The 12,375-nt window shown below is 65.8% G+C and carries 14 protein-coding genes; 6 read left to right on the plus strand and 8 right to left on the minus strand.

Annotated elements, in window-relative coordinates; translation table 11 throughout:
• The first annotated feature begins 191 nt into the window (after window positions 1-191).
• From hemE to hemL, 6 genes are read left to right on the plus strand one after another with little or no spacing between them, the layout of a single operon-like run.
• A complete protein-coding gene (gene hemE / locus ACTODO_RS03450; protein WP_003791448.1) occupies window positions 192-1,289 on the plus strand; it encodes a uroporphyrinogen decarboxylase in 1,098 nt (365 codons plus the stop codon).
• Window positions 1,286-2,752, plus strand: coding sequence for a protoporphyrinogen/coproporphyrinogen oxidase (locus ACTODO_RS03455; protein ID WP_003791450.1), 1,467 nt, complete (start codon window positions 1,286-1,288; stop codon window positions 2,750-2,752). The genes hemE and ACTODO_RS03455 overlap by 4 nt, the downstream gene beginning before the upstream one ends.
• The gene (hemC, locus tag ACTODO_RS03460) at window positions 2,749-3,783 is read left to right on the plus strand and encodes a hydroxymethylbilane synthase (RefSeq protein WP_003791452.1); all 1,035 of its coding nucleotides are present in this window, start codon (window positions 2,749-2,751) and stop codon (window positions 3,781-3,783) included. Before ACTODO_RS03455 ends, hemC begins: the two co-directional genes overlap by 4 nt.
• Window positions 3,780-4,616, plus strand: a complete 837-nt coding sequence (locus ACTODO_RS03465) for a uroporphyrinogen-III synthase (protein WP_003791455.1) — start codon at window positions 3,780-3,782, stop codon at window positions 4,614-4,616. Before hemC ends, ACTODO_RS03465 begins: the two co-directional genes overlap by 4 nt.
• Complete coding sequence (gene hemB, locus ACTODO_RS03470; protein ID WP_003791456.1) at window positions 4,613-5,644, plus strand: porphobilinogen synthase; 1,032 nt, start codon at window positions 4,613-4,615, stop codon at window positions 5,642-5,644. Before ACTODO_RS03465 ends, hemB begins: the two co-directional genes overlap by 4 nt.
• A 35-nt stretch (window positions 5,645-5,679) precedes the next feature.
• On the plus strand, window positions 5,680-7,077 hold the full coding sequence (hemL, locus tag ACTODO_RS03475; RefSeq protein WP_003791458.1) for a glutamate-1-semialdehyde 2,1-aminomutase: 1,398 nt from the start codon (window positions 5,680-5,682) through the stop codon (window positions 7,075-7,077).
• A 123-nt stretch (window positions 7,078-7,200) separates the two neighbouring features.
• Here hemL and ACTODO_RS03480 read toward each other — a convergent pair whose 3' ends face one another.
• The 8 genes from ACTODO_RS03480 to ACTODO_RS03515 all read right to left on the minus strand — a co-directional run bounded on the left by ACTODO_RS03480 (window position 7,201) and on the right by ACTODO_RS03515 (window position 12,186).
• Complete coding sequence (locus ACTODO_RS03480; protein WP_003791460.1) at window positions 7,201-7,695, minus strand: hypothetical protein; 495 nt, start codon at window positions 7,693-7,695, stop codon at window positions 7,201-7,203.
• A 39-nt stretch (window positions 7,696-7,734) separates the two neighbouring features.
• Window positions 7,735-8,208, minus strand: coding sequence for an ATP-binding protein (locus ACTODO_RS03485; RefSeq protein ID WP_003791462.1), 474 nt, complete (start codon window positions 8,206-8,208; stop codon window positions 7,735-7,737).
• A gap of 31 nt (window positions 8,209-8,239) precedes the next feature.
• Window positions 8,240-8,725 (minus strand): ATP-binding protein, encoded by a 486-nt coding sequence (locus ACTODO_RS03490; RefSeq protein ID WP_003791465.1) that lies wholly within the window; start codon window positions 8,723-8,725, stop codon window positions 8,240-8,242.
• Between the two features lie 43 nt (window positions 8,726-8,768).
• Complete coding sequence (locus tag ACTODO_RS03495; protein ID WP_003791468.1) at window positions 8,769-9,239, minus strand: hypothetical protein; 471 nt, start codon at window positions 9,237-9,239, stop codon at window positions 8,769-8,771.
• Complete coding sequence (locus tag ACTODO_RS03500) at window positions 9,236-10,558, minus strand: hypothetical protein (protein WP_003791470.1); 1,323 nt, start codon at window positions 10,556-10,558, stop codon at window positions 9,236-9,238. Before ACTODO_RS03500 ends, ACTODO_RS03495 begins: the two co-directional genes overlap by 4 nt.
• A gap of 13 nt (window positions 10,559-10,571) precedes the next feature.
• On the minus strand, window positions 10,572-10,871 hold the full coding sequence (locus ACTODO_RS03505) for a DUF6317 family protein (RefSeq protein ID WP_003791472.1): 300 nt from the start codon (window positions 10,869-10,871) through the stop codon (window positions 10,572-10,574).
• Between the two features lie 552 nt (window positions 10,872-11,423).
• Complete coding sequence (locus ACTODO_RS03510; protein ID WP_034511958.1) at window positions 11,424-11,642, minus strand: hypothetical protein; 219 nt, start codon at window positions 11,640-11,642, stop codon at window positions 11,424-11,426.
• Between the two features lie 334 nt (window positions 11,643-11,976).
• A complete protein-coding gene (locus tag ACTODO_RS03515; RefSeq protein WP_003791482.1) occupies window positions 11,977-12,186 on the minus strand; it encodes a cold-shock protein in 210 nt (69 codons plus the stop codon).
• Window positions 12,187-12,375: the final 189 nt, after the last annotated feature.

Consider the following 12,375-nt stretch of genomic DNA (forward strand, 5'->3'; position numbering starts at 1 on the left):
ATTTTTGTTGGTGACGCCGTGTCATTTCGGAATGTTGACGAAATAAATGGTGCTCTCCTGCGGATAAATGGACATAAAGGCACGTAAAATCAAGCATTTGCGACGTGTGAGAAATTGTCTTGAACTAGACTGGAAAACGACGGAAATGCGCGAATTAACGCATGAATACATCATTAAATTAAGGGAGACACATGACAACGCCCCCGCTGATCGCCGCCCTGACCGGGCAACGCGGGCCCACCCCCGTGTGGTTCATGCGTCAGGCCGGACGCTCCCTGCCTGAGTACCGCGAGCTGCGCGCCGACGTCGGCCTGCCCATGCTCGAGGCCTGCCTGCGCCCCGACGTGGCCGCCGAGGCAACGGTGCAGCCCGTGCGGCGCCACGGCGTGGACGCGGGTATCTTCTTTTCGGATATCATGGTCCCCCTGCGCCTGGCCGGGGTGGGTGTCGAGATTGAGCCGGGGGTTGGCCCGGTCCTTGATCATCCCTATCGCACGCGCGAGAGCATCGATGAGCTGCTGAGTCATCGTTACGGGGAGGGGTCCTGGACCGATTCCACCGGTCGCGCGCGTGACTGCGCCGAGGGAGCCCAGTCCGTGCGCGACGGCGTCGCAACGGCGGTGCGCGAGCTGGGCTCCACGTCGCTCATTGGATTCGGCGGCGCCCCCTTCACCCTGGCCGCATACATGGTCGAGGGGCGTCCTTCGCGCGATCACATGGCCGCGCGGTCGCTCGCGGCGTCCGACCCGGGCGCGTGGGATGCTCTCATGAACTGGTGTGCGTGGGTGAGCGCCGACTTTATTACCGCTCAGATCGAGGCCGGCGCCAGCGCCGCGCAGCTCTTCGACTCGTGGGTGGGGTCTCTCTCGCCTCGTACCTATAGGGAATCCGTCGCGCCGTATTCGCGCTTGGTTGCGCAGCGCGTCGCGGGTGCCGTCAGCCCGGTGACCGGTGAGCGCGCTCCGCTCATCCACTTCGGGACGGGCAGCGCGCCGATCCTGGCCGACATGGCCGAGGTCGGTGTCGACTGCGTGGGCGTGGACTGGAAGACGGACCTGTCGTGGGCCGTCACTCAGGTGCCTGGGAAGGCCGTGCAGGGGAATTTGGATCCTGCGCTGCTTCAGGCTCCGTGGCACGTTATCGAACAGGCTGTTCGAGATATTCTCGACGCCGGACGCTCCGCCCCCGGCCATGTCTTCAACCTCGGGCACGGCGTGCCACCCACGACCGACCCGGACGTGCTGACGCGCATCGTGGAGCTGGTGCATGAGCTGGGTGACGAACGATGAACCCCCTGGAGGCCATCCCCAGCCACCCCGGCGCGGTCGTCGTCGGCGGTGGCATCGCCGGCCTCGTGAGCGCGTGGGAATTGGCTCGCGCGGGCGTGCGTCCCCTCCTCGTCGAGGCGCGCGGCTACCTGGGCGGTCTCATCGCTCGGGGCACGGTCGGCGGAGCGAACGTGGACCTGGGCGCGGAGACATACGTCGTGCGTGGCACCGACACCTCCTCGATTGTGGAGGCCCTGGGGCTGACCTCGGTCGAGCCTGCCGGATCGGGCGCCCGCCTCTACGCCCCCGCCCTGCGCGGCGGCTGGGAGCTGCGTCCCTTCCTGCGCGATTCGTTCCTGGGAATCCCGGCCCACCCGGACGCGCCCGACTGCGCCCATGTGCTCGGCGAGGCCGGGGTGCGCCGCGCGCTCGAGGATCGCTCGATGGGTGGCGGCATCGGCATGGACGAGGCCGGGGAGACTCTGGCCGGTTTCGTGGCCGCGCGCATGGGGGAGGCCGTGCTGGAGCGCTCGGTGCGGCCGATCATCGCGGGCATCTACACTGCCGATCCTTCCGTGCTGGCAACCGACACGGTCGCTCCCGGCCTGCGCGCCGACACTGCCCGTCACGGATCCCTGGCCGCTGCGGTCGCTGCGCGTCTGGCCGCCGCCGGATCGCGCCGCACCCCCGAAGCCTGCGTCGAGGGCGGCATGTTCGTCCTCGTCGACGCGCTGAGGGCTGCCATCGAAGAGGCCGGGGGAACCGTCCTGACCCGCGTGGGCGCGTTCTCACTGAGGCGGGAGGCCGCGGGATGGACCCTCGAGTGCGGGCCGACCAAGCCCGGGTCCACCCCCGGAGCTGAACCCGTGCCGAGCGGGCCGGGGGTGAGCGTTACGACGGAGCGCCTCGTCCTCGCCTGCAGCGCCAACGCCGCCCTGCGCTTGCTGACCGAGGCGCGCATCCCCGGCCTCGTGCCCGATATGAGCGTTCCCGAGGGTGCGCCCATCGCGCGCCTCACCCTGGCCGTGCGCGCCCCCGAGCTGGACGACGCGCCCGTCTCCCAGGGCCTCCTGGTTGCGCCCGCCCCCGCCGACGAGCGGCCGGTGGCGGCAAAGGCGCTGTCCCACCTCAACGTCAAGTGGCCCTGGCTCGCCGACCAACTCCCGCCCCACACGCACCTGCTGCGCCTGTCCTACGGGCGCCTCGGCGAGGCCGAACCCGCCGTCACCGTCGAGGGGACCCTGCGCGACATCCGCACGCTCACCGGCGTCACCATCGCCGCCGAGGCCGTCACCGACCACCTCCTCGCCCGCTGGAACGGCACGCTCCCACCCCTGCCGCCAGAGTATCGCGGCTGCGTGAGAGCGCTCGAGGAACAGGTGCGTCCCCTGGGGGGAGTGGCGCTCACGGGCGCCTGGGTCGCGGGAACCGGCATCGCCTCCGTTGTCACACACGCCCGCGCGGGTGCGAAAGGACTGCTATGACCACGCGGACATTCGTTCTGGGAACCAGGGGATCGCGCCTGGCGCTCGCCCAATCCACCACCGTCGCGCGGGCGATCGAAGAGGCCGGGGCCCGCCTCGGCGAGGAGGTGCGCGTCAATCTGGAGGTCGTGCGCACGCACGGCGACGTATCAGCGGCACCCCTGGCAGCGCTTGGAGGCGTCGGTGTGTTCGCCGCGCAGCTGCGGCTCGCCCTCCTCGGAGGAGAATGCGATCTGGCCGTCCACTCCTTCAAAGACCTGCCCACCGCCCCCACGCCGGGCCTGCGCATCGCGGCCGTCCCGCAGCGCGAAGACCCCCGCGACGCCCTGTGCGCAGCCGACGGGGCGACTCTGGCATCCCTGCCGGAGGGCGCGCTCGTCGGCACGGGCTCACCCAGGCGCGCCGCCCAGGTGCTCGCCGCGCGCCCCGACCTGTTTGTCTGCGACCTGCGCGGCAACGTCCCCACGAGGCTCTCGCGCGTGCGCGGCCTCGACCTGGGTGCCGACGCGGGCACCGCGCCCTCCGCCCTCGGTACGGGTGAGCGCCTCGACGCGGTCGTCCTCGCGCTTGCCGGGCTGCGGCGCATCGGTCTTGACGCCCACGCCACCGACGTGCTCGACCCAGCGATCATGATGCCCGCCGCCTCGCAGGGCGCCCTCGCCATCGAAACGCGCGACGAGGACGACCCCCTCCTGCGCGCCCTCCTGGGCACCCTCAACCATCGGCCGACTGCGCTCGCGGCCAGCGCCGAGCGGGCCGTCCTCTCCGCCCTGGGTGCGGGGTGCGCGGCGCCGGTGGGTGCGTTCGCTCGCGTGGACGAGGCCTCCTCGGTCCTCTTGCTCGACGCGCGCGTGATGAGCGTCGACGGGCGCGAGCGGGTCGAGGCGAGTGGCTCGCTCGCGCTCACGGACTCGGTTGGTCTGGACGAGGCCGCCCGCCTCGGCGAGGACGTGGTGCGCCAGCTGCTCGCGGGAGGCGCCGCCGAGGTTACCGACTTGGGAGCGACGAAAGCGCCGAGGCAATCCTCGTGAACGAGCCCCACGCGAGCGCACCCCACGCGAGCGCACCCCACGCGAGCGCACCCCTGACCGGGCGGCGGATCCTCCTGACCCGCGCCAAGTCCGATGACGCCATCGCGCGCGCTCTGCGGACGGCCGGGGCTCAGGTGGATGCTCTCGCCCTCACTGTGTCGACGCCGCTCGACTCCGCGCAGCTCAATGCGGCCCGTGACCGGCTCGCTGACGGCGGATTCGCGTGGGTTGTGTTCTCCTCCTGGAGGGCCGCGCGGGCCGTCGTTTCTGGCCTTCCACAAGCGCGCTCGCTCGGCACGCGCATCGCCGCCGTCGGCGAGGCCACGGCCCGATGGATCAGCGACCACGCGGGTGTGAGTGCGGACGTGACCGGAGCCGGATCCGCCGCCGCGCTGCTCGAATGCTTCCCTGCCCCGGCCTCCGGTGCGCGCCCGATCCTCATCCCCCGGTCGGCGGCAGCGCCCGACACGCTGCCAGACGGGCTACGCGCTCTCGGCTGGAGCGTCGAGGCCGTCGACGCCTACACCACCACTCACGCTGACGCCGCCGATATTCCCGACGATATCGCGGGGAATTTCCGCGCGGGGCACTACGACGCGGCGGTCCTCACCGCCTCCTCCCAGGCGCGCGCCCTCCCCCCGCTTCTCGGCCTGCCGCCCCCCACAACCCGGGTTGTGACCATCGGCGCACCCACCGCAGCCACCGCCAGTCGGCAGGGGATCGCGGTCGCGGCCCAGGCCTCGTCCCCCACACCCGATGCCATCGTCCGCGCCCTCATCGACGCCCTCGACCGCCCCGCCCACGCCGACGCACCTGAAGAAAGAGACTCATGACCACCGTCCCCGAATCCGTTACCTCCTACCTCGCCGAGGCCGGGGTGGACTCCTCCCCGATCCCGACGATTCGCCCGCGCCGCCTGCGCTCGACCCCCGCGATGCGCGCCCTCGTGCGCGAAACCCACGTCGACCCCGCCAAGCTCATCTGGCCCGTCTTCGTGCGCGACGACATCGATGAGCCCCGCGAGATCGCCGCAATGCCGGGCCAGTACCAGCACACGATCGACTCGCTGCGCCGGGCCGCAGCCGAGGCCGCCGAAGCGGGCGTGGGTGCCATCGACCTGTTCGGCGTGCCCGCCCGCCGCGACGCGATCGGCTCCCAGGCGTGGGCGGAGGACGGGATCCTCAACCGCGGCCTCGCAGCAGTGCGCGCCGAGGTCGGCGACGCGCTCGTCGTGTGCGCGGACACCTGCCTGGACGAGTTCACCGACCACGGGCACTGCGGCCTCCTCGATTCCGAAGGGGGTGTCGACAACGACGCGACCCTGCCGCTCTACCAGGCGATGGCGATTTCCCAGGCGCGCGCGGGCGCACACATGGTGTCGCCCTCGGGCATGATGGACGGCCAGGTCGCCGCGATCCGCGCCGCCCTCGACCAGGCGGGACACGCGGACGTCGCCATCCTCGCCTACTCCGCGAAGTATGCGTCCGCCTACTTCGGGCCCTTCCGCGAGGCCGTCGGTTCCACGCTCAAGGGCAACCGACGCACCTACCAGCAGGACCCCGCGAACCGACGCGAGGGTCTCTTCGAGGCGCTGCTCGACGCGGCCGAGGGCGCCGACATGCTGATGGTCAAGCCCGCCGGCCCCTACCTGGACGTGCTGGCCAACGTGGCCGCCGCCTCCGACATTCCCGTCGCCGCCTACCAGGTATCCGGCGAGTATGCGATGGTCGAGGCCGCCGCCGCCAACGGGTGGATCGACCGCACCCGCGTCATCGACGAATCCCTGACCGGCATCTTCCGCGCGGGAGCCGACTCCGTCCTCACCTACTGGGCCCTCGAGGTCGCCCGCCGGACCCGCTGAGCGCGCGTACGCGTGCCGCTATCCCTCTTACCCTGATGAAGGTAGCCGTGACTACTAACGAAACCGCATTCTCCCAAGCAAAATCCGTGATCCCTGGCGGCGTCGACTCGCCCGTGCGCGCCTTCGGTGGCGTCGGCGGCACCCCGCGCTTCATCGCGAGCGCGAGCGGCGCACGCGTCACCGACGTCGAGGGACGCTCCTATGTGGACCTTGTTGGCTCGTGGGGCCCGGCGCTGCTTGGCCACGCGCACCCCGAGGTGGTGGCAGCCGTCCAGGAGGCCGCCTCGCGTGGCCTGTCCTTCGGCGCACCCACCGAAACTGAGACGCTGCTGGCCAGCGCCGTGCGCGAGCGCGTGCCCTTCGCGGAGCGTGTCCGCTTCGTGTCCACGGGCACCGAGGCGACGATGACGGCGATCCGCCTGGCGCGCGGCGCCACCGGGCGTGACCTTATCGTGAAATTCGCCGGCAATTACCACGGCCATTCCGACGGTCTGCTCGCTGCCGCCGGGTCGGGCGTCGCTACGGGTGGCCTGCCCGGTTCTGCCGGTGTCCCCGAGGCCATCACCGCCCAGACGATCGTCCTGCCCTACAACGATGTTGAGGCCCTGCGCGCGTGCTTCGAGCAGGTGGGTGACAGTATCGCCGCCGTTATCTTCGAGGGTGCCCCCGCCAACATGGGCACGGTCCCGCCCCACCCCGGGTGGAACCGCGAGATCCGCCGGCTGTGCACCGCGCACGGCGCGCTCATGATCCTCGACGAGGTCCTCACCGGCTTCCGCGTTGACCCCGCCGGTTGGTGGGGCCTCGAGGCCGTGGCCGGGTGGGTCGACGGCGCGCCCTCGGGCCGCTACAGCGCAGGCTTCGTCGACGCGTCCTGCGTGGAGGGCGCCGACTGGGTGCCCGACCTGGTGACCTTCGGCAAGGTCGTGGGCGGCGGCATGCCCCTGGCGGCCGTTGCCGGGCGTGCGGACGTCATGGACCTGTTGGCTCCCCTGGGCCCTGTTTACCAGGCGGGCACGCTCTCGGGCAACCCCCTGGCCACGGTGGCCGGCCTGCGTACCCTCGAACTGGCTGATCAGGGCGTGTACGACCGCGTGAACGCCTCGGCCCAGGAGATCAGCACGATCGTGTCGGACGCGCTCAGCGCTGCCGGCGTCGCGCACCGTCTCCAGCGCACGGGATCCCTGTTCTCCGTCATGTTTGGCGAGGCCGCGGCCTCCTCGGGCGTGTACGACTACGACCAGGCGCGCGCCCAGGAGGCGTGGCGCTACGCCCCCTTCTTCCACTCCTTCCTGTCCTCGGGTGTGGCCCTGCCGCCCTCGGTGTACGAGGTGTGGTTCGTGTCCGGCGCTCACGGCGAGGCGGAGCTGGATGCTATTGCCGCCGCGGCTCCGGCGGCCGCGCAGGCGGCCGCTGCGGCTCAGCCCGAGTGATCGATCGCGTCGCGTCATCTGTGGCGTGAACGGCTCAGGGGTGGGGATCCTGGTGGGTCCCCACCCCTCGTCTCTACCGTTGGTGGGTGGATTGCGGGTGCTCCGCTGGTGCGGTTGTTGTCGTCAGTGGCCTTGTTGTGCGAAGTTGTTCATCGTGAATGAGGGGTCTGGGTCAAAGCAGAATGTTGCTTTTCCTGGGTTGGGGGTGAACCAGACGATGTCTGAGTGGGCTTCCTTCAGGGTGAAGGTGCCGACCCCCTCGATGGTGGTAGTGTCGCCGAGGTGTAAATCCTCAGCACCCCCGAGGAAGTTGTAGGGTTCGTTGTCGCTGGCAGCGGCGATACTGAAAGAGGCGGTGTCGCGCCCCATGGAGACTTCCCCCCTGCTGCTCATTCGAACCTTTCGCCCGTCGGAGAGAATGCCGAGGAAAATGGATCGTTGCTTGTCGTATGGGGTGAGGTAGTATCGGCCGGTGCAGGCCTCACCTGTGGATTGTTCTTTCCAGGGCCAGGCGTAGGCGATGTGTGCGTAGGTCCAGGGGATGACGAACGCCAGGACGAGGATGGCCACGACGACGGCGCGGATGCGTGCGCGTGCGCGTGCAGGTGTGGTGCTCATGGGTGTGCTTCGGTGGTGATGGTGGTTGCCAGCATGCTGTCAGAAGTAGGGGTTTACGGTAAATGTCGGGTCCGGTGTGAAGCAGAATGTCGCTCCACCGGGATTGGGAGTGAACCAGACGATGCCGGAGTGGGCTTCCTTGAGGGTGAAGGTACCTACCCCCGCGACGGTGGTGGACTCCCCGAGCTGCAGTTCTGGTACGTGAGCGATGTCGTTCACGTGGTTGCCTTCAATCGTGAATAGGGTGAAGCCTGCAGTCTCAGCACCCATACTGATTTCTCCCCAGGCGTCAAGCCTGACCAACGAGTCGTTGGTCAGTGTTCCTAGGCGCGTCGCGTTCTGGTTAGGTTCTGCTCCTACCAGGTACTGGCCCTGGCAGGTGATGCGGGTGCCCGTTTGGAATCGTTTCCAGGGCCAGGCGTAGGCGATGTGGGCGTAGGTCCAGGGGATGATGAATGCCAGGACGAGGACGGCTACGACGATGGCGCGGATGCGTGCGGGTCTGATGCTCATGGGTCGTGCTCCCTGGTGGAGATGGCCGGTGTTAGTGGCCTTGTTGTGCGTAGTCGTAGACGGTGAAGGTGGGGTCTGGGTCGAAACAGAATGTCGCTCCGCCGGGGTTGGGGGTGAACCAGACGGTGCCGGAGTGGGCTTCCTTGAGGGTGAAGGTGCCGACCCCCTCGATGGTTGTAGATTCTCCTAGGTGGAGTTGTGGGGAGTGGGCAAAGTTGTCGATTTCATTCCCCCTCTGTGTAGCCAGGCCGAAGTCACCAGTTTCTACTCCCATGTTGATCTCACCTCCAGCAATAAAATCAACCGGTGCCCCGTCTGATAGATGCCCTAACAGTTCTGGTGGCTTGTTGGGAAAACCTCCCACCACGTATTGGCCGTCGCAGGAAATGAGGGTGCCTGTTTGGAATCGTTTCCAGGGCCAGGCGTAGGCGATGTGTGCGTAGGTCCAGGGGATGACGAACGCCAGGACGAGGATGGCCACGACGATGGCGTGGACGCGTGCGGGTCTGATGCTCATGGGTGTGCTTCGGTGGTGATGGTGGTTGTCGTCCGTGAGTTTGTTATGGGAAGTCACGGAACGTGAATGTGGGATCTGGGTCAAAGCAGAATGTTGCTTTTCCTGGGTTGGGGGTGAACCAGACGATGTCGGAGTGTGCTTCCTTGAGGGTGAAGGTGCCGACCCCCTCGATGGTGGTAGTGTCGCCGAGGTGTAAATCCTCAGCACCCCCGAGGAAGTCGAAGTGGTCGTTGTCGTCGCGTGCCGATAGGCCGAAGGAGCCGATCTGGCGTCCCATGGAGACTTTTCCGGAAATACCGATGTAGACGAGGCGTCCGTCGGAGATGGTTCCCAGTTTCATGGATCGTTGCTTGTCGTATGGGGTGAGGTAGTATCGGCCGGTGCAGGCCTCACCTGTGGATTGTTCTTTCCAGGGCCAGGCGTAGGCGATGTGTGCGTAGGTCCAGGGGATGACGAACGCCAGGACGAGGATGGCCACGACGACGGCGCGGACGCGTGCGGGTCTGATGCTCATGGGATTGTCCCAATCGTGATATCGCCGAAATTGGCGTAGAACTGCTCCCAGCTCATCGTGAAGGTTGCTCCCGTGCTCTTGCCAGTGTTACCGCTGCGATCGTTGTGTCCCCACGGGTTGATGAGGGTGACGCCGTTCTCGTCTGCCGCGGCCACCGTGTAGACGTGGCTGGAAGCGATCGTAATATTCTCTTGACTACCGTCGGCGGTGACATTCGCGTCTCCGGCGAATGGGCTGGACTCGGCGACAATGGGATGTCCCCACTTGATTGCATCAATGGTCCTATATCTGAGGTCTCCATGATTGAGACCAATGTTTGGGATGATGTTTCCCGGAGTGCCGGAGATGTTCTGCATAGTGATTGTGGATAAGCTCGCCGACGCTCCTCCGTGGGTGAGCCTGCCTTTCGTTCCCCCAGGGTGGGACTGAATGAAGGCTTTCTCGAAGATCGAAGCGAGATCTGCCTGGGGCGATTTCCCAGCTGTGTCGCCATACGCCATGACATCCTGGACGAACACGCGCTTTTCGTTTCGCTCGTATCCCGGGAAATCCACGAAGTATCCGTCGATCTTTCCTTGCGCGTTGTAGTGCGGAGTAACCAGGCTCGCCAGGTATTTGCGGCCCTCCTCGGTCTGGTTATAGGCGTTCAGGGTGGACAGTAGGTGGCAGTCGCCGATGTGTCCCTGCTCAATGTTAAACAGTGGCTTCGACGGATCCTGCAGGCGCTTGTGGATGTCCTCGAGCTCCTGCTGCGACATCATGCGCGTGTCCCCAAGGTCAACATCGTCCAGTTTTCCATCGCCATCAATGTCGATGTGGTTGCGATCCTTGGGAGTGAAGTAGAGGGCTTCTCTTAAAGAGGCAGCGGTATTGAGGGCTTCGTCTGAGAGAGTAGCTGTAGCGTCGTCGTAACTAGCCTTCAGCTCCCTTAATTTCGCCTCGTAATCTTCCCGGTGAGCGATGCGATCGAGGAAGGGGAGTGCCCAAAATTCATCCCACAGGTCGTCTGCCTGCCCACGGATGGAATCGACCTTCTGCTTCGCTTCTTCGAGCTTGAAGTAGTAACTCTTCAACGCATCTGCCGCTTGGAGGGTTCCGTCCTCCCAGTTGGCGAGTTCGGTCAGCTCATCGTTCTTGCTCCGTATGAAAGCCCTCTTTGCTTCCCCCTTCCAAGCTGTCAGGGTGGAGGCTAATTGGGAGATGTCGTTCCGGAGCGATCGGACATCGCGTGATTGGTTGCGTAGTTCGTTCTGGCACGACCAGATAGATCCGAGATCGCCAGGAGGCTGAGGGAAGAGTACAGCGAATGGTGAATGCATGGCAGACTCGTTTCTAGAGCTTGGAGAAAATGGACTTGAAGGTCTCGGCGATTTCGTCGTCCATGTCCTCGGTCGCCTGCGCCGTGTCGTGCAGCGCTCCCGAGGTCTTGTCCAGCCAACGTTGCGCCGCATCTATGTGTGCGTTGTACATGCCGGTGAAATAGATAAGTGCGGTGCCGACGGCAGCGTCGCCAGTGTCGACGGCGAAAGGGCTTGCCTTCTTGAGTTTGAACTCGGACATGTTGGCTGAGAGCTGGTGTACCGTGTCCGCTGCGGAGCGCACTCTTTCCGTGTCCATTTGAAAATCGCTCATGGCATCCTCCTTGATGTCGTGCTTAACAGATGGACTTTAGTGGGGGAGAGCACAAAATGCAAATCTCGGGTAAAGGGACGATGGGTGTTGCTGCGCTGCCCAGCTGGACATCAGACCGTGGCGCCTCCTGTTGATCCGTTCAGCGTGCGCGCTGTGCTCAGGACGTTACCTTCGGTCCTTCCGTAGCCCTAGGTGTCAGAGCCTCACTGTTAAACGCCGTGGTGACCGACGCCGGGGGTGGTGTGGGGGTTTTGCGCCATTAGAAGCGCTGTGTCGGCGTGTCGCCGGCGTGTCGCACCCTTGCATGGCGCAATTCCCCCCGTCGAGGGACCTGTCTGTGTTTTGGCCAATCCCGGGGGATGTGAGCTGCTGAAGCCGAGAGCAGGGGGTGGTGCCGCAAGGATGGGAGCACGGGAAACGGCGCTACAGGGATAAGAGAAACAAAGAAGCCAAGACGCAAAGAAGCTAAGAAAGCAACGAAAAAGCGTGACACCTCTGCGGTGTCACGCTGGCGGGGGTGGGGCGCGTGTCGTTCACGCGCCCCGCATAGGCTCAGGCGCGAGTGTGAGCGATCGAGAGAAGAGCGGGGGAAACGATCAGGGCGGTCAGAGCGATGACGATCGCGAAGACGACCGACGCGACGGAAGCAACCTGAAGGGCAGCGAACACGCCGAGGCCCGCGAGGACAACGATCAGGGCGATGAGAACGGAAGCCGAGGCGGTGGCCTGGGACATGGTGGGGGCGGTTTCAGCCTTGACGATCTGGTTCATGGGGTTCTCCTTATGAGTGTCTCCGCGCGGAAGCACGAAGCGCGCCCCGCACGCCAGCGTGTTTGTGAACCTGTTGGTCCGTGCCGCCCGGGTGGGCGACGGCATCAAAAAAGGGGGCTGACTCGTGGTCGCCCCCATTGGTGCAGCACCAATTCTACGCGGATTCCACCGCTCGGTCTATACCGCACAAGCCCTTGTAAGGCATGGCACAGCCATTGCAAAAAGCTATTAAAGCATTGTTTTATCAACGAAAAAGACATGCATGAAGATCAGTGGAGAACATGTTACTTCGTGCAAGTGTGCCCGAGTGGGGACTCCACCCGGGCACACAGTGTCACTCGGCTCGTGCCACATTCATAGCTTGGAGGCCCTTTGGTCCTTCAATCGCCTCATATTCGACCTTCTCGCCCTCTAGAAGAGTACGGCGCCCAGATTGGCCGATGATGTTTGAATAGTGCACGAAGACGTCGCCGGATTCGTCATCAGGAGTGATGAATCCGAAGCCTTTGGCGTCGTTGAACCACTTGATGGTCCCGGTAGCCATGGGCCCTCCTTCGTGTTCGCCCCAACGCTGGGGCACCGTTCGGCCCCGTCTGCGGAGTCGACATGGTCCCGTTGCCCCTGCCCGGCATCGATGCCCCCGGACTGGGCGTGCGGAATCACAGTCATACGGTACCGCACTCGCGGCGAAAATGTGGCTGACCTGCACAATCGTGACGAAGTAGTTTTCCGC

It is taken from the genome of Schaalia dentiphila ATCC 17982 (assembly GCF_000154225.1).
GTDB lineage: Bacteria > Actinomycetota > Actinomycetes > Actinomycetales > Actinomycetaceae > Pauljensenia > Pauljensenia dentiphila.